Source organism: Gordonia westfalica (assembly GCF_900105725.1).
GTDB classification, from domain to species: Bacteria; Actinomycetota; Actinomycetes; order Mycobacteriales; family Mycobacteriaceae; genus Gordonia; species Gordonia westfalica.
The window spans coordinates 2,573,153-2,594,569 of record NZ_FNLM01000034.1; the positions used below are offsets into that span (position 1 = coordinate 2,573,153).

15 protein-coding genes and 1 pseudogene are annotated in these 21,417 nt (G+C 67.7%); 8 read left to right on the plus strand and 8 right to left on the minus strand.

Annotated features, from left to right (window positions below; genetic code table 11):
• Positions 1-47 precede the first annotated feature (47 nt).
• Positions 48-2,395 (plus strand): annotated as a pseudogene (locus BLU62_RS17120) (helicase-associated domain-containing protein).
• A 205-nt stretch (positions 2,396-2,600) separates the two neighbouring features.
• On the opposite strand, the gene BLU62_RS17125 reads toward BLU62_RS17120, so the two are convergent.
• A complete protein-coding gene (locus BLU62_RS17125; RefSeq protein ID WP_074850961.1) occupies positions 2,601-3,839 on the minus strand; it encodes an IS110 family RNA-guided transposase in 1,239 nt (412 codons plus the stop codon).
• 753 nt (positions 3,840-4,592) lie between these two features.
• On the opposite strand from BLU62_RS17125, the gene BLU62_RS17130 reads away from it, so the two are divergent.
• Positions 4,593-5,519, plus strand: coding sequence for an oxygenase MpaB family protein (locus tag BLU62_RS17130; RefSeq protein WP_074850963.1), 927 nt, complete (start codon positions 4,593-4,595; stop codon positions 5,517-5,519).
• A gap of 55 nt (positions 5,520-5,574) precedes the next feature.
• Positions 5,575-7,245, plus strand: a complete 1,671-nt coding sequence (locus BLU62_RS17135; RefSeq protein WP_342028641.1) for a DNA repair helicase XPB — start codon at positions 5,575-5,577, stop codon at positions 7,243-7,245.
• A gap of 141 nt (positions 7,246-7,386) precedes the next feature.
• Here BLU62_RS17135 and BLU62_RS17140 read toward each other — a convergent pair whose 3' ends face one another.
• A complete protein-coding gene (locus tag BLU62_RS17140) occupies positions 7,387-9,132 on the minus strand; it encodes a serine/threonine-protein kinase (RefSeq protein WP_074850966.1) in 1,746 nt (581 codons plus the stop codon).
• Between the two features lie 140 nt (positions 9,133-9,272).
• Positions 9,273-9,827, minus strand: coding sequence for a pyridine nucleotide-disulfide oxidoreductase (locus tag BLU62_RS17145; protein ID WP_074850967.1), 555 nt, complete (start codon positions 9,825-9,827; stop codon positions 9,273-9,275).
• A 102-nt stretch (positions 9,828-9,929) separates the two neighbouring features.
• Between BLU62_RS17145 and BLU62_RS17150 the strand changes: the two genes are divergently transcribed.
• Positions 9,930-11,096 carry a pyridoxal phosphate-dependent aminotransferase gene (locus BLU62_RS17150; RefSeq protein WP_074850968.1) on the plus strand — a complete coding sequence of 389 codons (1,167 nt, stop codon included), beginning with the start codon at positions 9,930-9,932 and terminating at the stop codon, positions 11,094-11,096.
• Between the two features lie 367 nt (positions 11,097-11,463).
• Here BLU62_RS17150 and BLU62_RS17155 read toward each other — a convergent pair whose 3' ends face one another.
• Positions 11,464-12,447: an LLM class F420-dependent oxidoreductase gene (locus BLU62_RS17155; RefSeq protein WP_074850970.1), complete on the minus strand. Its 984-nt coding sequence runs from the start codon at positions 12,445-12,447 to the stop codon at positions 11,464-11,466.
• Positions 12,448-12,645: 198 nt separating this feature from the next.
• On the opposite strand from BLU62_RS17155, the gene BLU62_RS17160 reads away from it, so the two are divergent.
• Genes BLU62_RS17160 through BLU62_RS17170 form a run of 3 tightly spaced genes read left to right on the plus strand, consistent with a single transcriptional unit; the run spans position 12,646 to position 16,485 of the window.
• Positions 12,646-13,227, plus strand: coding sequence for a TetR/AcrR family transcriptional regulator (locus BLU62_RS17160; RefSeq protein WP_074850972.1), 582 nt, complete (start codon positions 12,646-12,648; stop codon positions 13,225-13,227).
• Complete coding sequence (locus BLU62_RS17165) at positions 13,220-14,767, plus strand: flavin-containing monooxygenase (RefSeq protein WP_074850974.1); 1,548 nt, start codon at positions 13,220-13,222, stop codon at positions 14,765-14,767. Before BLU62_RS17160 ends, BLU62_RS17165 begins: the two co-directional genes overlap by 8 nt.
• On the plus strand, positions 14,764-16,485 hold the full coding sequence (locus BLU62_RS17170; RefSeq protein WP_074850976.1) for a GMC oxidoreductase: 1,722 nt from the start codon (positions 14,764-14,766) through the stop codon (positions 16,483-16,485). Before BLU62_RS17165 ends, BLU62_RS17170 begins: the two co-directional genes overlap by 4 nt.
• Positions 16,486-16,674: 189 nt before the next feature.
• On the opposite strand, the gene BLU62_RS17175 is transcribed toward BLU62_RS17170, so the two are convergent.
• From BLU62_RS17175 to BLU62_RS17185, 3 genes are all read right to left on the minus strand, one after another.
• On the minus strand, positions 16,675-17,304 hold the full coding sequence (locus tag BLU62_RS17175; protein ID WP_074850978.1) for an alpha-ketoglutarate-dependent dioxygenase AlkB: 630 nt from the start codon (positions 17,302-17,304) through the stop codon (positions 16,675-16,677).
• A gap of 154 nt (positions 17,305-17,458) precedes the next feature.
• On the minus strand, positions 17,459-17,764 hold the full coding sequence (locus tag BLU62_RS17180) for a GIY-YIG nuclease family protein (protein ID WP_074850980.1): 306 nt from the start codon (positions 17,762-17,764) through the stop codon (positions 17,459-17,461).
• A gap of 198 nt (positions 17,765-17,962) precedes the next feature.
• Positions 17,963-19,477: a SulP family inorganic anion transporter gene (locus tag BLU62_RS17185; protein ID WP_074850981.1), complete on the minus strand. Its 1,515-nt coding sequence runs from the start codon at positions 19,475-19,477 to the stop codon at positions 17,963-17,965.
• Positions 19,478-19,725: 248 nt separating this feature from the next.
• On the opposite strand from BLU62_RS17185, the gene BLU62_RS17190 reads away from it, so the two are divergent.
• Positions 19,726-20,238, plus strand: coding sequence for a hypothetical protein (locus BLU62_RS17190; protein WP_074850983.1), 513 nt, complete (start codon positions 19,726-19,728; stop codon positions 20,236-20,238).
• Between the two features lie 89 nt (positions 20,239-20,327).
• On the opposite strand, the gene BLU62_RS17195 is transcribed toward BLU62_RS17190, so the two are convergent.
• Complete coding sequence (locus BLU62_RS17195) at positions 20,328-21,218, minus strand: oxidoreductase (protein ID WP_074850985.1); 891 nt, start codon at positions 21,216-21,218, stop codon at positions 20,328-20,330.
• Positions 21,219-21,417 lie beyond the last annotated feature (199 nt).

Consider the following 21,417-nt stretch of genomic DNA (forward strand, 5'->3'; position numbering starts at 1 on the left):
CCACAGCAAGAACAGAGCGGGGCCACCCACCCGGTAAGCTCGATCGAATGAGTTCGGATGACCAGCACACCGGCCTGGCCGATGAGTTGGCTGCGCGTTCCGACGACGCGCTCACCGAGCTGCTGATCGAACGCCCTGACCTCGCCTCCCCCACCCCGCAGGGCACGCGCGTGCTGGCGCAGCGCGCGCTGTCCGCGGCGTCGTTGGCGCTGGCCGGGAGGATCTCGACGTCTTGGCGGTCGCCGTCCTGGAGCAGGCGATCGCCATGGGCGCCCGTAGTTCCTCGAACACCAAGCGCCCGTCGATCGCCAAGATCGTCAAGGCCCTGTCCGGCCGGGCCGCCGCCGACGAGGTCCGGGCCCGCATCGAACTTCTCCGGCGCCGCGCGATCCTCTGGGGCGACAAGACCTCGCTCTGCGCCGGCGAGCACGTCGATTCCGCGATGCCCTGGCGGTCATCGCATCTCACCGGTCCGCTGGTGGGCCGGAGCGGCGAGGAGATCGCCACGATGATCGCCGACCTCGACGAACGTCCGCGCGAGCTGCTGGAAACGCTCGCGCGCGGTCCGGCGCTCGGTCGCAGCCGCGATGCCGCCCCCGACGCCGACCCGAGCACGCCGGTGGCACAACTGATCTCGTCGGGTCTGCTGGCCCGCGTCGACAATCAGACCGTCGAACTCCCGCCCATGGTCGGTGCGGTGATCCGCGGCGAACCGGCCTGGCACACCGACGATCTCACTCCCCCTCCCCTGCACGAGCCGGGCCTCAAGCCACGCTTTCCCGCGAAGGCGGTCGACGCCGCGGCGGGTGGCGAGGCGCTCGAACTCATCCGCCATCTCACCGCACTGATCAACGCCCTCGGCGCCACACCGGCAGCGGTCCTGCGGTCGGGAGCGTTGGGCGTCCGCGAACTCCGACGCCTCGCCAAGGTCACCGGCATCGACACCCAGCGCGTCGCCTTCCTCGTCGAACTCGCCGGCTACCTGCGGATCGTCGACGCCGGGTTCCCGGAACCGCCGCCGCCCAACGATTCCGGCGAGCAGGCCTTCGCGCCGACCTCCACCGCGGACACCTGGTTGCATCAGCCGCGTGAACGTCAGTGGCTGGCATTGGCCGACGCCTGGCTGCACATGCCCCGGCGCGCCTGGCAGGTCGGCGACCCCGACCGCGACGGCAACGCGATGGCCACCCTGTCGGCCGACCTCCACGACGCCTACGCCCCCATCCAGCGGCAGCTCATCCTGTCGACGCTCGCCCACGCCGACCCCGCCGTCGCGGTGTCGCCCGACGCCGCGCTGGCGAACCTGCACTGGCACCGGCCCCGTCAGATCCGACGCTTCAGCCAACGCCTCGTCGCCGAAACCCTGCGTGAGGCACGCGAAATCGGGCTCGTCGCACACGATGCGCTGACCACCGTCGGCCGGGTCTACACCATCGAGCCACCGGCCGACACCGATCCCGCCGATGCCGACGCCGCGGTCCTGGCGGCGATGCGGGCCGTCCTGCCCGAACCTGTGGACCACTTCCTCACCCAGGCCGACCTCACCCTCACCGTGCCGGGCCCGATGACGCCCGAACTCGCCGAGCAGGTCGAACTCGTCGCCGACCTCGAATCCGGCGGCGCCGCATCGGTGTACCGGATCACGCCGGAGAGCGTCCGACGCGCGCTCGACGCCGGACGCAGCAGCAACGAACTGTTGTCGATGTTCACCACCCACTCGAGAACACCGGTGCCCCAGTCACTCTCGTATCTCATCGAGGACGTCGCCCGGAAGCACGGCCAGCTCCGCGTCGGCGTCGCGTCGGCCTTCATCCGCTGCGAGGACCCGACGGTCCTGGCCGCGGTCCTGCGCAGCCCGGCCGCCGAACCCCTTGCGCTGCGGGCACTCGCCCCGACCGTGGCGATCTCGCCGTCGGAGGTGCGCGAGGTGATCGACCAGCTGCGCGCCGCGGGATTCGCTCCGGCAGGCGAGGATTCGTCGGGTGCCGTCGTCGACCTCCGCGAGCGCGGCAGCCGGGTCACCGTGTCGCGGGCCCGTCGTCAGAGCCAGCCGCGTCGTAGCGCGCCGTCGGAGGAACAGCTGCGCTCGGTGGTGGGCCGGATCCGCTCGACCGACCGCGCCGCCGCGGCCACGCCGGTCCGCAGCACCTCGGCGTCGACTCCCGTGCGCGCCACCGGGAGCGGCGAATCGGCCACCGCACTCATCCAGCTCGCGCTGCGCGCCAAGCGCCGGCTCCGCGTCGGCTACGTCGACGCCCAGGGGTCGGCCAGCCGTCACGTGGTGACCCCGAAAGTCCTCGGCGCCGGGCAGCTGGTCGCCGTCGAAGAGGGCAGCGACACCGAGCAGCGGTTCTCGCTGCACCGCCTGACCAGCGTCGAACTGCTCGACGCCTGAGGTGCACGCCACCACCGCTGCCTCAGCCGAAAGAACACGACGCCCCCTCCCTTCGCCGCCTGATCCGAAGAAGCGACGCACCCCTCTCGCTGCCCGATCCGAAAGAACACGACGACGCCCCCCTCCCCTCGCTGCCTCGCCGAAAGAACACGACGACGCCCCCTCCCCTCGCTGCCTGATCCGAAGGTTCAGGTGAGGGGCGTTGCTAGGCTGCCTCGTTCGGGGTGAGGGTGACGGTGTAGCCGAGTTGTTGGAGTTGGCGGATGGCTTGGTTGCGGGCGCGGTCGGGGTGGCTGCGTTGGTGGTAGTCGGGTCCGGGTTCTCGGTAGCTGGTGTTGTCGGTGAGCATGTTCCAGATGATCGTGAGCAGGCTGTGTTCGATGGCGACGATGGCTTTGGGCTTACCGCGATGGCGCATGAGGTGGCGGTACTTGGCGTTGAGGAATGTTCCTCGGTGGTTGGCGATCGATAGGGCCGCAGCCCCGAGGGCACCTTTGAGGTGGCGGTTACCGGGCCGGGTTTTGGCGTTTTTGGTGCGTCCGGCTGATTGGTGGTGGCCGGGGCAGACTCCGGCCCAGGAGGCCAGGTGTCCGGGTGTGGGGAACTGGGTCATCTCCGCCCCGGTCTCGGCGATGATCACATCGGCGGTGGTGGTGGAGACTCCGGGGATGGTGACGAGCCGGTCGCGGGCGGCCTGAAAGGGCGCCATCACTTCCTCGATACGTGCGGTGAGGGCATCGATCTGGCTGGTGTGCTGATCGATGAAGTCCAGATGCAGTGTCACCAGGAATGCGTGGTGCTCGGTGAAGCGGCCTTGTAGTGCCTGGGTGAGCGCGGGGATTTTGCGGCGCAGCAGTTTCACCGACATCTCGGCCAGCACATCGGGGTCGCGTTGCCCCGAGGCCAGTGCCCGCAGCATTCGGCGGGCCGACACTCCGGTGATGTCGGAAACGACGACCGATAGTTTGATGCCGGCGTCTTCGAGAACTTTCTCCAACCGTTGGATCTCGCGGCTGCGTTCGCGGGTGATCGCGGTACGGGTACGGGTCAGATCCCGCAGTCGGCGGATCGGTTCGGGAGGAACGAACGACGCCCGCAGCAAACCGTGGGCAGCCAACTGGGCCAGCCAGGCGGCATCGGAAACATCGGTCTTGCGGCCGGGCAGGTTCTTGGCGTCGTGGGCGTTGACCAGCATCACCTCGAACGGGGCATCTTCGAGGACGTAGTAGAACGGTTTCCAATAGTCGCCGGTGGCTTCCATGACCACACAGGTGACCTGTTCATCGATCAGATAGTCCCGCAAGCGCAGGATGTCGCGACTCATCGATGACCAGGTGGTGATCTCTTGCACCGGTTTGCGACCCGGACTGCTCAGCCGCACACACACTTTGACATCGGTTTTCGACACGTCGAGACCGGCGCAGCGGGGATGGAGGATGTCCATCGCCAACTCCTCTCAACAGATCGGAGTGGGGTGCGGACGGGGCTGGACCGCTCTCAGAGTCTGATCCGCGTGCTCGCAGCAACAATCCACGATTCCCGTGGCAGGCCCCGCGCCTCACACTGAGGTACTGGCTCACCGGCACAAAGGAGTATCCGAGGTCACCGCACTCCACCCTTCCACTATCACCCCGGACCACCGGCGGTGACCAGCACGAACCTTCCCCAACCACGACGGCCGGCCCGCCGGCCGCGGATACTGAGGTGCGAGGAGCGTAAGCGACGAGCCTCGAAGGCCGGCTGAGTTCACCTTGCCACCGCACCCGGGGAAGCGCCGACGAACGCGTCCCCGTGAGCACCGTCGGAGGGCACATTGCCCCTGCCGACCCCTGAGATGGACGCGATTCTCGCGCCGCCCGACCGCAGTGCAGCAATCACCCCGTGCAGCCCCAGCACATGGCATCCGGATCGACGTCGCACGCGACATCGATCCGGATGAGCGACCTCGGCTGAAGTCGTACGGGCGAAGCGATGTCGCATGCGACCTCATTTCTGCGCGGGTGCGACGATCTCGTCGCGTGTGATCGGTGGAACCCTTGCTCATCGGTGAATTCCACGACGGCCGCCGGTACTTCCGGTGCGCGGAGCGCAAGCGACGAGCCACGAAGGCCCCATCACCCGATGAAACGACCTGTGACATCCGTCTCAAGATCTTGGTAGGCTCGCGATTATCAGCGCCGAGGAAAGCTGGCCCGCCATGACCGCCGTACGCCATCTCGCCGACGCCTCCGTCGAGGTCCCGGACACCTACCAGCACGACATGGTGCCGCGGACCAGGCGATCGCACCGCCGGCGCCGCCCGGTGACCCGCCCCGCCGACCTCGTCACCGTCATCGGTCCGACGCTCTCCGTCGCGAACGTGATCATGCAGCTGTCCAACCCGAAGGTCGGGTACGGCGTCCACGAGAGCCGCGTGCCGCAGGGCAACGCCATCAAACGCCCGATCAAACGCGCCCGCACCACCGGCACCTTCCTGGCCGTGGCACTGATGGGCAACGACTCCGACAAGGAGTACATCCACAACTGCGTCGGCCGCGTCCACGACCAGGTCTATTCCACCGAGACCAGCCCCGTCCGCTACAGCGCCAACGACTCCCGTCTGCAGCTGTGGGTAGCGGTGTGCCTGCTCAAGTACTTCATCGACCAGTACGAGCTGATCTACGGACCGCTCACCGAGGCGGAGAAGCACCTGGTGCTCACCGAGTCGCATCCGCTCGGCACCGCACTCAACGTCCCCCGCGACAAGTGGCCGGCGACCTACGACGACCTCCTCGTCTACTGGAACAGCCAGTTGGCCGAACTGCGCATCGACGAGCCGGTCCGGCAGGAGCTGAGCAGCCTCGCCGACCTCTCCTTCCTGGAGTTCCGCGCCGGCGTCGTCGGCACCGTCGCCCACAAGACGCTCGGCGGTTTCCTCACCTACGCGATCAACGCCGGCCTCCCGCCGGAGTTCCGGGCGATGATGGGCTGGACCTGGACAGAGGACGACGCCCGCCGCTACCAGGCGATTCTCGCCGCGCTGCGCGTCGTCGACCCAGTCGTGGCACCCGTGCTGCGCGGTATTTTCCGGCTGAACATCGTCGACCTGCGGGTGCGCCGCCGGCTCGGCATCCCCGTGTTCTGACCCACAAACTCACCCGTCGCTGACAATCACCGCTCCCATCTGGACAATGGAGCGGGTGACCGATGGACCCCTGATCGTGCAATCCGACAAAACGCTGCTGCTCGAGGTCGACCACCCCGATGCGCAGGCCGCTCGTCAGGCGATCGCACCTTTCGCCGAACTCGAACGTGCTCCCGAGCACGTCCACACCTACCGGGTCACGCCGCTCGCGCTGTGGAATGCGCGCGCTGCGGGCCACGACGCCGAGCAGGTCGTCGACGCGCTGGTCACGTACTCGCGCTACGCAGTCCCCCAGCCGCTGCTGATGGACGTCGTCGACACGATGGGCCGCTTCGGCCGCCTGCAGCTGGTCAAGCACCCGGCGCACGGCCTCACGCTCGTCAGCCTCGACCGCGCGGTGCTGGTCGAGGTCATGCGCAACAAGAAGGTCGCCCCGATGTTGGGTGCGCAACTCGACGACGACACCGTCGTCGTGCATCCGTCCGAGCGCGGCCGCCTCAAGCAGGTGCTGCTGAAGGTCGGCTGGCCGGCCGAGGACCTCGCCGGTTACGTCGACGGCGAGGCGCACCCCATCGACCTCGCCCAGGACGACTGGCATCTGCGCGACTACCAGGAGATGGCGGCCGACTCGTTCTGGGCCGGCGGATCGGGCGTCGTCGTGCTGCCGTGTGGTGCGGGTAAGACGATGGTCGGCGCGGCCGCGATGGCCAAGGCCGGCGCCACCACCCTGATCCTGGTCACCAACACCGTCGCCGGGCGGCAGTGGAAGCGCGAGCTCGTCGCCCGCACCACGCTGACCGAGGACGAGATCGGCGAATACTCCGGCGAACGCAAGGAGATCCGCCCGGTCACCATCGCGACCTACCAGGTGATGACGCGAAAGTCGAAGGGCGAGTACAAGAATCTCGACCTCTTCGACTCCCGCGACTGGGGCCTGATCATCTACGACGAGGTGCACCTGCTGCCCGCACCGGTCTTCCGCATGACCGCCGACCTCCAGTCGCGCCGCCGCCTCGGCCTCACCGCGACCCTGGTCCGCGAAGACGGCCGCGAGGGTGACGTCTTCTCCCTCATCGGCCCCAAGCGCTACGACGCCCCGTGGAAGGACATCGAGGCGCAGGGCTGGATCGCGCCCGCCGAGTGCATCGAGGTCCGCGTGACCCTCACCGACGAGGAGCGCCTGCAGTACGCGGTCGCCGAGCCGGAGGAGAAGTACAAGCTCTGCTCGACCGCGCACACCAAGGTCAACGTGGTGAAGGCGATCCTGAACAAGCACCAGCACCAGCAGACGCTGGTCATCGGCGCCTACATCGACCAGCTGGAGGAACTCGGCCGCGAACTCGACTGTCCGGTCATCCAGGGGTCGACGAAGAACAAGGAGCGCGAGATCCTGTTCGACCGCTTCCGCACCGGCGAACTGCAGACGCTCGTCGTGTCGAAGGTCGCCAACTTCTCCATCGACCTGCCCGAGGCGTCCGTCGCCGTGCAGGTGTCGGGCACCTTCGGGTCACGGCAGGAAGAGGCCCAGCGCCTCGGCCGCCTGCTCCGGCCGAAACACGACGGCGGACAGGCCCACTTCTACTCGGTGGTCTCCCGCGACACCCTCGACGCCGACTACGCCGCCCACCGGCAGCGCTTCCTCGCCGAACAGGGCTACGCCTACCGCATCACCGACGCCGACGACCTCCTCGGCCCGACCATCGGGGACCCCACCTCGGCGGACTGACGTCCCTGCTGCTGGTTGAGTAGGCGAGGAGCCTGCGACGAGCCGTCCTTGCTGCTGGTTGAGTAGGCGAGGAGCTTGCGACGAGCCGTCCTTGCTGCTGGTTGAGTAGGCGAGGAGCTTGCGACGAGCCGTATCGAAACCTCAGATCTCGACCAGGCAGTACCCGATCGACTCCGGCTGGACGAACGTCCAGCGGGCCTCGCCGGCCGCGCAGGTGACCGACGACCCGCCACGGGTGTTCACGCGCGCGAGGACCGTCCGCAACGCGGGCGCGCTCGTGCACGGCACCTCGCGATAGTCGGCCAGCGACCCGCCCTCCTTTGGGATCAGGTAGCAGAGCCCCTCGTAGAAGTTCGGTGTCAGGCACAGCTTTCGGGTGCTGTTCGGGAAGGTCAGCGTCGAATTCTGTTCGCTGGCACACGGAGTCGCCGTCGGGATGATCGACGCGGTGTAGAAGTTCATCCCCGACGAGTCGCAGTCGATCTTCGACGCCAGCACCGTCGTCGACGATCCCGCCTGCATGGCGATGCCGACGCATTCGCCGATTCCCACGTCGTCGGGTCCGGTGACCGACAACGGCGTCGTGTCGGTGGTCCGGGCCGCGGGGCTCTCACTCGGCGTGGTTCCGGTGGACTCCGTCGGTCCCGCGGAAGTCGTCGACGTGCCACCGGCCTCGGGGGCGGTCGACACCTTCGTCGCCACATAGACGACGCCACCGACGATCGCGAGAACCAGGACGAGCGCGAGCGCACCCAGTGCGATCAGCACCCCCGACCCTTTCTTCTTCGGTGGCGGCGTCGGGTAACCGGGCTGCGACGGATAACCCTGGTAGCCAGGGGAATACGTGCCCGGCGGAGGTTGGCCGGGCGGATGGCCCGGCGGTGACCCCGCATACGACGGGCCGCCCCCGTACGGCGGCTGCACAGGCCGGGGAGGTTGCTGCGGCTGATGGGCGCCCGGTTGCTGATACGGCGCACCGACGACGGGCCCCGGCGTCGAACCCGGGGAGCGCAGCGTCGGCTCTTTGGACAGTCTCGGCGGTTCCGGAGTGGTGAGTGCCCGTTCGAGTTCGACGCCGAACTCGCGGCACGACGGGTAGCGACGGTCGGGTTCCTTGGCCAGCGCCCGGCCGAACACCGCGTCGGCTGCGGGCGAGATCCCGGGGCGCAGGCTCGACAGTCGCGGCGGCATCGACTGCAGGTGGTGGGCGATGATCGACGCCGTGCTGGCGCCCTGGAACGGCGGTCGGCCGGTGAGGAGTTCGAAGACGGTGGCGGCGAGGGCGTACTGGTCGGCGCGGGCGTCGACCGTGTCGCCCAGCAGCTGCTCCGGCGCCGCGTAGGCCACGGTGCCGAGGAAGACGTTGGTCGACGTCAGGTGGCTGACGTCCTGTTCGGACTTCGCGATCCCGAAGTCCGCGAGCAACACTCGCGGTTCCGGGCCGTCGACGCCCTGCAGCAGGATGTTGGCGGGTTTGACGTCGCGGTGCAGCAGCCCGGTGGCGTGGGCGCGGTCGAGGGCGGCGCCGACGGATCGGACGATGGCGATGACGGTCTGCGGATCGAGGCCCTGCGGCGTCTTCCGCAGTAGTTTGAGGGCATCGATGCCGTCGATGAATTCCATCGCGATCCACAGATGACCGTCGTACTCACCGGAGTTGAAGATCGTGACGATCGACGGATGCACGACGCTCGACGCGTGTTCGGCCTCTTTGACGAACCGTTGCCGGTACATCGGGTCGCGGCTGAGTTCGGCGGGCAGGACTTTCAACGCCTCGTTGCGCGGCAGGTGCGGGTGCCGGGCCAGATAGATCTCGCCCATTCCGCCCCGGCCGATGAGTCGGATGATCGTGTAGCCGGCGAAGTGCTCGCCGGGGTTCCGCGGCATTCGCTCCTCCTCATCCTCCTCGGGCAGGTGGCCTCAGTCTGACACCCCGAGATCGTGCGCGGCGACCACAATGTGTCGCGGCGTCGCTCAGTTGGACCACCCCAGGCACGGCGCGGGATGGTCCGATCGAGGGGGTGAGGTCAGCCGCCGGACAACGAGGCCAGGCAGAAGACGCGCGGTTCCGGCTTCTCGTAGGCGGCTTTGACCTGGCCTTCGGCGCATTCGAGGGAGCCGTCGCCGGTCGTCTCGACGAGGTAGACCACGGAGTCCGGACCCGCGTCGGCGTTGCAGTCGACCTCCTTGAAGTCGACCAGCGAACCGCCCGCCGACTGCGGGATCGCATAGCACTCACCCTGCGCGAAGTTCGGCATCAGGCACAGGCGGTCGGAGGTGTCCGGGAAGGTCAGGTAGTTCTCGAACTCGCCGCACTCCCCCGGCACGACCTGCGACGCGATGAAGGTCATCCCCTCGGCGTCACAACCCGACTTCGTCGCCTCGACGTTCGAATCGTCGCCATCGGTCGACCTGACCTGCACACATTGCCCGATCGCCACATCCGTCGGCTTGGAGACGTTGTTGGTCACCCGCTCGACCGAAGAACATGCGCCCAGGACGACGAGCGCGACACACGCCGCAATCGCGACGACCACGCGTCTCGCACGATTGCGCGTTCGAACCTCCGATGGCTCTGCCATGCGAGGGATCGTACGCTGCAATGACGTTGCAAAGCGCGGAAATCAGGCAGTTCAGACCGCGTCCGCGAGCTGTCCGAATCCGTGATGTGCCACCCTGGACGCATGTCGTTCGAGAACAGGACCGCGACCCGTCTGCGGCCGTTCATGACCACGATCTTCGCCGAGATGTCGGCTCTCGCCGTCGAGCACGGGGCGATCAATCTGGGGCAGGGCTTCCCCGACACCGACGGCCCGGAGTCGATGCTCGAAGCCGCCCGACGCGCCATCACCGACGGCCACAACCAGTACCCGCCCGGCATCGGGGTTCCGGAGCTGCGGCATGCGGTGGCGCGCCACCAGCGCGAGCACTACGAACTCGACTACGACCCCGACCGCGAAGTACTCATCACGGTCGGTGCCACCGAGGCGATCGCCGGTGCCGTCGTCGGGCTGATCGAGCCGGGCGACGAGGTCATCATGATCGAGCCCTACTACGACGCCTACGCGGCCACGGTCGCGATGGCGAGCGGTGTCCGACGCGTCGTGCCGCTCGTCGAAGACGGCGACGGTTTCCGCCTGGAACGCGAACGTCTCGCAAATGCTTTCGGCCCGAAAAGCGCAGTGTTCATCGTGAATACGCCGCACAATCCGACGGGCACCGTGCTGTCCGACGACGACCTCGCCGAGATCGCCCGCCTCTGCATCGAATTCGACGTCATCGCCGTGTGCGACGAGGTGTACGAGCACCTGCTCTTCGACGGCCGCACCCACACGCCGCTGGCGACGCTGCCCGGCATGCGCGAGCGCACCCTCCGGATCTCCAGCGCCGCGAAGACTTTCAACTGCACCGGCTGGAAGGTCGGCTGGATCAGCGGGCCTCCCGAGCTGATCGCCGCGACCAAGACCGCCAAGCAGTACATGTCCTACGTCGGTTCCGGTCCGTTCCAGCCGGCCGTCGCCCAGGCCCTCGACAACGAGATGGGTTGGGTCCGCGCGTCGGCCGCCGCGCTGCAGGACAAGCGCGACATGATCACCGCCGCCCTCCTCGACGTCGGCTTCGACGTACACCGCAGCGAGGCAACCTATTTCGTCTGCGCCGACCCGCGCCCCCTCGGCTTCGACGACGGCATCGAGTTCTGCCGGTCCCTACCGGAGCGCATCGGCGTCGCCGCCGTGCCGGTCAGCGTCTTCGCCGACGACCGCGAACCCTGGCACCACCTCGTCCGCTTCGCCTTCGCCAAGCGCGACGACGTCATCGCCGAAGCCGCGGACCGGTTGCGAAAGCTGTGAAGCCTGCTCCTCGAGTAGCGAGCCCCGCACTGCTCCTTGAGTAGCGAGCTTGCGAGCGTATCGAAAGGGAGCGACACGACCCCCGCTCCCTGAGGTGCGAGGAGCGCAAGCGACGAGCCACCCCCGCTCCCTGAGGTGCGAGGAGCGCAAGCGACGAGCCACCCCCGCTCCCTGAGGTGCGAGGAGCGCAAGCGACGAGCCACCCCCGCTCCCTGAGGTGCGAGGAGCGCAAGCGACGAGCCTCGAAGGGCCGGCGACCCACCGTCGCCCACCCAACTACCGGTCGACGTCAACCCGACCCGCAGACGTCGATCGACGTCTGCCGGTCGAGTTGAGGTTCGGCAGTCGGGGCTCCGGACGTCCCAGCTCAGCGCAACGCGGGCACCACGTGCTCCTCGAACAACTCAAGGTCCTCGCGGTCGTGGGCGATGTTCGGGAAGTAGAAGATCCCGTAGGTCATACCGGCTGCCTTGAGCCCACGAAGGTTGTCCGCGACCTGCTCCGGGGTTCCGACCGCAGGCATCCCGCGAAACGCGCCCATGCTGCCCGACGCCGCTTCCGGCCCGACGATCTTCGCCATCCCCGCCTCGAGATCGGTGAGCTTGCGCTCGACGTCGGCGTCGGTCTCACCGAGGATGACGTTGTAGTTCGACGACCGGACGATCGAATCGAAGTCGCGTCCGAGGTCGACGCAATGCTGTTGCAGCACCGACGATTTGTGGGCGAATCCTTCGGGAGTGCCGTCGAAGTTGGTGTAATCGGCGTACTGCGCCGCGATCCGCAGCGTCTTCTTCTCACCACCGCCCGCGATCCACAGCGGCAGCTTCCCGGCGGTCGGTTGCGGCTGACAGATCGCGTCGTTGACGGTGTAGTGCTTGCCGTCGAGGGTGGCGCGGCCGGTTTCCCACGCCTGCTTCATGATCTGCACGCCCTCGTCGAGCCGGGCGAGACGCTCACCGGCCGAGGGGAATCCGTATCCGTAGGCGCGCCATTCGTGTTCGTACCAGCCGCCGCCGATGCCCATCTGCACGCGTCCACCGGAGATCAGGTCCGCGGTGGCGGCGACCTTCGCCAGGTACATCGGGTTGCGGTAGCTCATCGCGGTGCACATCTGTCCGATGTCGACGCGACTCGTGGTCGCGGCCAGCGCGGAGACGAGCGTCCACGCCTCATGCGTGGCCTCGTCGGTCGGCAGCGGGACGGTGTGGAAGTGGTCGTAGACCCAGACCGAGTCCCAGCCGGCGGATTCAGCACGGTTCGCCACCGACGACATCACCTCCCACTGGTTCGCCGGGTCGATGCCCACGAGATCAAGCCGCCAGCCCTGGGGAATGAAGAGTCCGAATCGCATGAGGTCGAACTTACTCCGCGCGCCGGCGGGCCCCGGTGCGAGAAACTCACGCCACCGCAAACCCACCCTTTTTCGGCATTTCCTCCACTCTCGGCCCTGGAGGGTTTGCCGAAAAAGGGTGGGTTTCCGCGCCGGACCCAGATCCGCCCCAAACCACTTACAAGCAGTCCGGACTGTTTGTGTGTTACGCTCGCCACTGTGACCGAGCCCACCAGCGCCCCTCGTCGGCGAACCCAGGCCGAACGCACCGCGGCGACCCGCACCCGGGTCCTCGACGCCGCGGTCGAGGCGCTGGTCGAGGTCGGCTACGCGGCCACCACCACCCAGGAGGTCAACCGCCGTGCGGGTGTCTCCCGCGGCGCGCTGCTGCACCACTTCCCCACCCGGGAATCGCTGGTCGTCGCTGCCGTCGCCCACCTCGTCGACCGGCGCCTCGAAGAGGTCCTGTCCCGACCGCGCACCGGCGACGAGGGACTCGAGATCCTGATCGAGGCATTCAGCGGACCGCTGTTCGACGCCGCGCTCGAACTCTGGGTGGCCGCACGCTGCGACGTCGGGCTGCGCACCGCGCTGATCCCGCTCGAACAGCGTGTCTCCGACGCCCTGGCCGTGGGCTGCGCCGAACTGTTCGGCGACCGGTACACCCCACAAGAACTCGAGCTCTCCATCGAACTCGCTCGCGGCCTCGCGGTGTCGCGCATCCTGCGATCCCCCGACGCCGACCGCGACTACCTCGACCGTCTTCTGCCCGTCTGGAAGGACCTGCTGAACCATGGCTGACATCAGTTCGCTCCCGTTGCCCGAACGCGTCGACGTTCTCGTCGTCGGCGTCGGATTCGGTGGCCTCGCCGCCCTCCACCGGCTGCGAAAGGACCATCCCGGCCTGCAGACGCTCGCGATCGAGCGGGCCGAGGGCGCCGGCGGCGTGTGGCGCGAGAACGACTACCCGGGCGCGGCCTGCGACGTCCCCACCTCGCTGTACTCGCTGTCGTTCGCACCGAACCCGGACTGGGCGCACACCTACGGTCGACGCCACGAGATCCACAACTACTTGCGTTCGGTCGCAGCCGATTACGACGATCAGATCCGTTACAACTGCGCGCTGACCGCCGCCCGCTGGGACGGTTCCGCACAGGAGTGGGTCGTCGACACGACGAACGGGCAGATCCGCACCCGCTTCCTCGTCGCCGCGCCGGGCGCGCTGTCGGAGCCGGGCCTCCCCGAGGTGCCGGGCGCCGAGGATTTCACCGGCACGATGTTCCACTCCGCCAAGTGGGATCACACCCAGGACCTGCGCGGACGCAAGGTCGCCCTGGTCGGCACCGGCGCGTCGGCCATCCAGATCGTGCCCGAGATCGTCGACACCGTCGGACATCTCACCGTCTTCCAGCGCACACCCGCCTGGGTCGTGCCCCGCCTCGACCGCAACATCGGTCCGATGGAACGCGCCATCTACAAGCGCGTCCCCGGCGTGCACCGCCTGGTCCGCAAGATGGTCTGGGCCTACCGCGAGGCCTACGTCCTGATGATGGCGCGCAACCCCAAGTTGCTGCCGATCGCGAAAACCCTTGCGCTGGCTCAGCTCCGAGTCCAGGTCCGCGACCGCTCACTCCGCAAGCGCCTCACCCCCGACTACACCATCGGCTGCAAGCGGATGCTGTTGACCAACAAGTGGTTTCCCGCCCTCCAGCGCGACAACGCCACGGTGACCGGTGCAATCACCCGCCTCACCGCGAACGGCGCCGTCGACGATCAGGGTCGCGAGCACGAGGTCGACACCGTCGTCTTCGCCACCGGGTTCACACCCACCGAGCCGCCCATCGCGAGGGCCGTCACCGGCCGCGACGGACGCACCCTGGCCGAGACCTGGCAGGGTTCGCCGCGTGCGTACCGCGGCGTCGAGGTCCACGGCTTCCCGAATCTGTTCTTCCTGTACGGCCCCAACACCAATCTCGGCCACAGTTCGATCGTGCTGATGCTCGAGCCGCAGGCGTATTACATGTCCAAGACGATCGCCGAGGTCACCCGCGCCGGGCATTCGACCTTCGAGGTCACCCAGGCGGCGCAGGACGGCTACAACGCCGACCTCGACCCCGAACTGGAACGCACCGTGTGGAATTCGGGTGGCTGCTCGAGCTGGTACCTCGACTCCACCGGCCGCAACTCGGTGATGTGGCCCAAGTTCACCAGCGACTTCCGCCGCCAGATGGCGTCGTTCGAGGCCGCCGACCACCGCTTCGACGACGCCATCCCGGCCGTCGCCGAAACCGTTGAAACCACCGTCACCGACACCGATCCCGAAAGGACCCTCGCCCAGTGACCAGGACCGTTCATCATGACGCCGACCACTACGACGCCATCGTCATCGGTTCCGGTTTCGGCGGCTCGGTGGCCGCACTCCGGCTGACCGAGAAGGGTTATCGCGTCGCGGTCGTCGAGTCGGGTCGTCGTTTCGCCGACGCCGACCTGCCCAAGACCAGTTGGCGTCTCAAGGATTACGTGTGGGCGCCGGCGCTCGGCATGTTCGGCGTCCAGCGCATGCACCTGCTGCGCGACGTCCTCGTGATGGCCGGCGCAGGCGTCGGCGGCGGATCGCTGAACTACGCGAACACGCTGTACCGGCCACTCCCCGCATTCTTCGACGACCCGCACTGGGGCAAGATCACCGACTGGGCCGCCGAACTCGACCCCTACTACGACCAGGCGTCGCGCATGCTCGGTGTGACCACCTATCCCAAGGTCACCCCGGCCGACCGGGTGATGCGCAAGGTCGCCGAGGACATGGGCGCAGGCGGCACCTTCGTCCACACGCCCGTCGGCGTCTTCTTCGGCGAGCCCGGAAAGACTGTCGAGGACCCGTTCTTCGGCGGCGCCGGACCGGCCCGCACCGGCTGCACCGATTGCGGCGCCTGCATGACCGGTTGTCCCGTCGGCGCGAAGAACACGCTGGTCAAGAACTATTTGTACCTGGCCGAACAGGCCGGTGCCACCGTCATCCCGCTGACGACCGTCGACGATGTCCGTCCACGATCAGAGGGCGGATACACCGTCGGTACGCATCGAACGGGTCGACGCTGGTCGCGCCGTGGTCGCCGTTCGTTCACCGCCGATCACGTGGTGTTCGCCGCCGGCACGTACGGCACCAACAAGCTGCTGCTGGACATGCAGCAGAGCGGTCGACTTCCCGGGCTGTCCCCTCGGCTCGGGAAGGTGGTCCGGACCAACTCCGAGGCCGTCCTGGCCGCGACCGCGACCGATCTGAAGGTCGACTACACCGAGGGTGTGGCGATCACGTCGTCGTTCCACCCGAACGAACACACCCACATCGAGCCCGTGCGATACGGCAAGGGCAGCAACCTGATCGGGTTGTTGCAGGCGATGCTCATCGATGGCGACGGTCGCCTGCCGCGGCCTCTCGCAGCCGTGGTCGAGATGATCAAGCACCCGCTCGTCACATTGCGTGGCCTGTCGGTTCGCAACTGGTCCGAGCGCACGATCATCGCCCTGGTGATGCAGACCGCCGACAACTCCCTCGAATTATTCTCGCGCCGTGGCCGTTTCGGTCCGATGCTGCGCAGCAAGCCAGGTGCCGGCGACCCGCCGCCGACCTGGATCCCGGTGGGCCACGAGGCCGTCCGCAAGATCGCCGACGAGATCGACGGCGACCCGGGCGGTTCCTTCGTCGACTGGCTGAACATCCCGATGACCGCGCACTTCCTGGGCGGCTGCTCGATCGGACGTTCCGCCGACGACGGCGTCGTCGACCCGTATCACCGCGTGTTCAACCATCCGGGCCTGCACGTCGTCGACGGTTCGGCGGTATCGGCGAACCTGGGTGTGAACCCGTCGCTGACGATCACCGCCCAGGCCGAGCGCGCACTCGCGATGTGGCCGAACGCCGGTGAGGCGGACCCGCGTCCGGAGCTCGGTGCGTCGTACGAGCCGGTCGCCCCGGTGCACCCCGCCCGTCCCGCGGTGCCCGAGTACGCACCCGCCGCACTGCGGTTGCCGATCACGCCGATTTCCAACGCCGGCTGAGCTCGTTGAGCCGGTAGCGAGCGCCCGCAAATCCCGCTCGTTGAGCCGGTAGCGAGCCACCGCAAATCCCGCTCGTTGAGCCGGTAGCGAGCGCCAGCGAGCCACCGCGTCGAAACGAGCACCCGCACCCCCGCTCGTTGAGCCGGTAGCGAGCGCCAGCGAGCCACCGCGCGAAACGAGCACCCGCGCTCACCACACCCCGGGCGGCCTCAGCTGGATGCTGATCCGCGCCCCGACGCCGCGCACCTTGGGTACCGCGTGTTCCCAGGTGCGCTGGCAGCTGCCGCCCATGACCAGCAGGTCACCGGTGGACAGGGTGAACTTCAGCGACTTCCCGCCGCCGCGCGGTCGCAGCATCAGCGGCCGCGGGGCGCCGAGGGAGACGATCGCGACCATCGTGTCGTGCGTCGACGCCCGGCCGATGCGGTCACCGTGCCAGGCGACCGAGTCGTTGCCGTCGCGGTAGAGGCTGATGCCGGCGGTCGCGAAACCTTCGGGCAGTTCGTCGCGGTAATGCCGCGACAGCGCAGACCGCATCTCGGTGATCAACGCATCGGGGAACGGATCGTCCTTCTGATAGATCGACACCAGCCGGGGGACGTCGACGACGCGGTCGTACATCTGACGTCGCTCGGCTCGCCACGGGACATCGCGGCGGAGTCGGTCGAACAGCTCGTCGGGTCCGCTGATCCAGCCCGGGCACAGGTCCACCCACGCACCGTCGGTGAGTGGACGCCGCGTCATCGAGGCCGCCAGGTCGCCGAGCGCCGGTTCCGCGGCCACCTCGGCGAACAACGAACCCTGGATGCCGATGGACATGCTCCCCACCGTACACCGAGATCGAACGCACGTTCGAGGATTGGCGCCGGCTGAGCCTGCACCCCCACTGCCGGCTGAGCCGGCACCCCCACTGCCGGCTGAGCCGGTACCGAGCGAAGCGAGGCACCGCGTCGAAGCCCCCGCACCGCCATCCTCACGGGTCGATCGCGAGCCTCCGCTGCCCACCCTTCATCGCAAAGCCGGGCAGCAGTTCCATTCTTCCTTCGATGAGCGCACGACGCTTTGCACGCGACCAACCGTGCAAGCGGCGTTCGGCCGCATGCGCCTCACCGATGTGCGGGAACTCTCTCTGATAGACGAGACGAACGGGAAGCCGTGAGCGCGTGTACCTCGAACCCTTCCCGCTCATGTGTTGGTCGACGCGGTGTTCGACGTTGCGTGTACTGCCGACGTACAGGCTGCCGTCGGCGCACTCGAGGATGTAGACGAAGCCGGACATGGGTCGACTGTGGACGATGACGAGGCCTGCGGCTCTGTCGTATCCACAGGTAGCAGCTCGATCCCCAGCGGGTTCGACGTCGGCTTGCGGGGGGCTTCGACGCGGTGCCTCGCTGCGCGAGGAACCGGCTCAGCCGGCGGTAGGGGCGCCTCGCTGCACGAGGAACCGGCTCAGCCGGCAGTGGGGCACCACACCGGGCTACTCCCCGCCCAGATGCCCGCTCAACCGGCCGTGCCGTTCGGCGCTGGCGTCGTTGAGCCCGACGATCGTGACGTTCTTGCCCTTCGCCCTGTACTTGGTGGTGATGGCGTCGAGGGTCGCCACCGACGACGCGTCCCACACGTGCGAGTCGCTGAGGTCGATGATGACGTTGGATTCCTCGGCGGTGTAGTCGAACTGGTACACGAGGTCATTGCTCGACGCGAAGAACAGCTCGCCCTCCACCTTGTAAACGCGGGTGTTCTCGTCTGGACCGTCGACCTCGACGACCTCCGTCAGGTGCGCGACGCGACGCGCGAACAACACCGACGCGATCAGCACACCGACGATGACTCCATAGGCCAGGTTCGACGTCGCGACGGTCACCGCGACTGTCGCCAGCATCACGACGGTCTCCGACTTGGGCATGCGCCGCAACGTCTTCGGGTTGATGCTGTGCCAGTCGAACGTCCCCACCGACACCATGATCATCACCGCGACCAGCGCCGCCATCGGGATCTTGGCCACCACATCGCCCAGTCCCACGACGAGTATCAGCAGGAAGACACCGGCCAGGAACGTCGAGATCCGAGTGCGCGCACGGGATTCCTTGACGTTGATCATCGTCTGGCCGATCATCGCGCAACCGCCCATGCCGCCGAAGAAGCCGGTGACCAGGTTGGCGACACCCTGCCCGACGGCCTCACGGGACTTGTCGGAGTGCGTGTCGGTGATGTCGTCGACCAGTTTGGCGGTCATCAGCGACTCGAGCAGGCCGACGATGGCGATCGCCAGCGCGTACGGCGCGATGACGGACAACGTGTCCCAGGTGAACGGCACATCAGGGATCACCCACGCCGGCAGACTGTCCGGAAGCTCGCCCTCGTCACCGACATTCGGCACCTTCACGCTCGCGATCAACGTCACCGCGGTCAGCAGCACGATGGCGACCAGCGGTGCGGGTACCGCGGTCGTCAGCCGCGGCAGCCCGACGATGATCACGATGCCGGTCGCCACCATCGGGTACACCAGCCACGGCACGCCCAGCAGATGCGGCACCTGCGCGGAGAAGATCAGGATGGCCAGCGCGTTGACGAAGCCGACCATCACGCTGCGCGGGATGAACCGCATCAGCTTCGCGACGCCGAGCGCACCCAGCGCGACCTGGAAGATGCCTCCGAGCAGGACCGCGGCGATCAGATACTGCAGACCGTGGCTGTCCACGAGCGGCGCCACCACCAGCGCAACCGCACCGGTGGCCGCCGAGATCATCGCGGGACGACCGCCGACGATCGCGATGGTCACCGCCATCGTGAACGACGCGAACAGGCCGACCCGCGGGTCGACGCCGGCGATGATCGAGAACGAGATCGCCTCGGGGATCAGGGCCAGCGCGACGACGAGTCCGGCCAGGACCTCGGTGCGCAGCCGGCTCGGCGAACGCAGTGTCGACAAGACGGGCTGGCGGTCGGCCGGTGAGACGGCCTCAGTGCCGGCCTTCGCGGAACTCGGCACCGCGGACTCCTCTGTACAGGGGTGGTGAACCTGCGGAACTCTACTCGCGCACGCGGCGACGCTCACCTCCGCGGGCGGGGTAGGCCTCGTCGTCGACGCAGCTCACGCGGTTCTCGACGACCCGCGCCAGTGGGCAACCGCACATCCGGCGCACCCACGCGGGGGCCGCCGGGTGAGGGGTCCTCCAGCGGCGGCCCATCGTCGATGCTTTAATCAATTCGTTATAAATCTTTCCGAGGGGGAACTCGATGAAGCGCTCCGGTATCGCCGGCTTGTTGGCTGCTGCCGCCATGTTGATCCCGACGACTCCGGCGATGGCCGACCCGGTCGGTGATCTGTTCGGCAGTGCCAGCGGCAGCCTGGACTCCGGAAGCTCGGCGTTCGGCTCGTCGGGCGACAAGGTCACCCACTACGGCAAGCTCGGTCGTGCGGACGCGCGCAACGGCGTGAAGTCCATCAACGTCTGGGTCTACAACCCGAAGGGCGCCACGCAGACGACGCCGGGCACCTTCGTCAAGAACTCCCGCCTCGGCGTGCGCTGGAACTCGATCATCAACTCCGGCCCCATCGTCGACGGCAACGAGTGCCGCATGGAGGTCCGCCTCGCCGGACCGAAGGTGCCCAAGGAAGCCGCGCTGTACAAGACACGGGACTGCACCGCGGTGAAGTCCTACTTCTTCAAGGGCGGTGGCGACTTCACCATCCGCGTCACCGACCTGATCTCCGGCGCGTCGAACAGCATCGCGTTCTCGGTCGAATAGCAACCGCTACCCGCCTGGACACAAAGTGCGGGATGAGTGCTGGTTTCCGGCACTCATCCCGCACTTTCTGCGCACGTGATCGGGAACTGTCAGCCCGCCGCCGGCACGTCGAACTTCTCCCCCGTCAGCTTCTCCGACTCCGCCCACAGCGCCGCACGGAACGATTCGTCGTCGGCAGCCTTCTTGTATTTGTTCCGGCCGGGCGAACCGTGCATCCCGAAGAACTTGGTCGGCCCGTAGTACGTGCCGGACGGCAGGCCCGACATGGTCGCGGCGTACTCCTGCGGCAGCGCCCCGTCGGCGGCGGACTGCGCGATCGGCAGTTTGTTTCCGAGCTTCGCCATGACGTCGGTGAAGTTCTCGCTCCGGCCCTGCAATTCCGTTGCGGCATAACCGGGGTGGGCGATGAAGGACTGCTTCGACGACCCGGCCTCCTTCAGCCGTTTGGCGAGCTCGAGTCCGAACATGAGATTGGCCATCTTGGAATCGCCGTAGGCCTGCCACCGACGGTATCGACGCTTCTCCCAGTTGAGGTCGTCGAGTTGGATGTTCCCGATCTGATGCACGCCCGGCGACACGGTGACGACCCGGTCGGTGATCTTCGGCAGCAGCAGCGCGGTGAGCGCGAAGTGGCCGAGATGGTTGGTGCCGATCTGCATTTCGAAGCCGTCGACGGTGCGTCGAAGCGGTACGGCCATGAGACCGGCGTTGTTGATGAGGACGTCGGCACCGGTGAAACTCGAGGCGAACGCCCGGACCGACGACAGATCCGCGAGATCGAGCTGAGCGACCGTCGCGTTGGGTCCCAGCTTCGACGCGACGGCGTCGGCCTTGGTGGTGTTGCGGCACGCCAGGATGACGTCGGCGCCGGCGGCGACGAGCGCTTTCGCCGTCTCCGCCCCGAGGCCGCTGTTGGCGCCGGTCACCACGAAGGTGCGGCCTGTCTGATTGGGAATGTTCGCTGACGTCCAACCGTTCATCGCAGCCCCCTGGGGTGGTCTGTGGCGCGGCGACGGCGCCGCGACCCTTCGGCCCACGCTATTGACGACCCCGGACCGCGTCAACGACTCGTCTGGTGCAGTGGGGGTTTCGACGCGGTGGCTCGCTTCGCTCGCTACCGGCTCAACCCGCAGGACACGTGGCTCGCTTCGCTCGCTACCGGCTCAACCAGCGGGACAC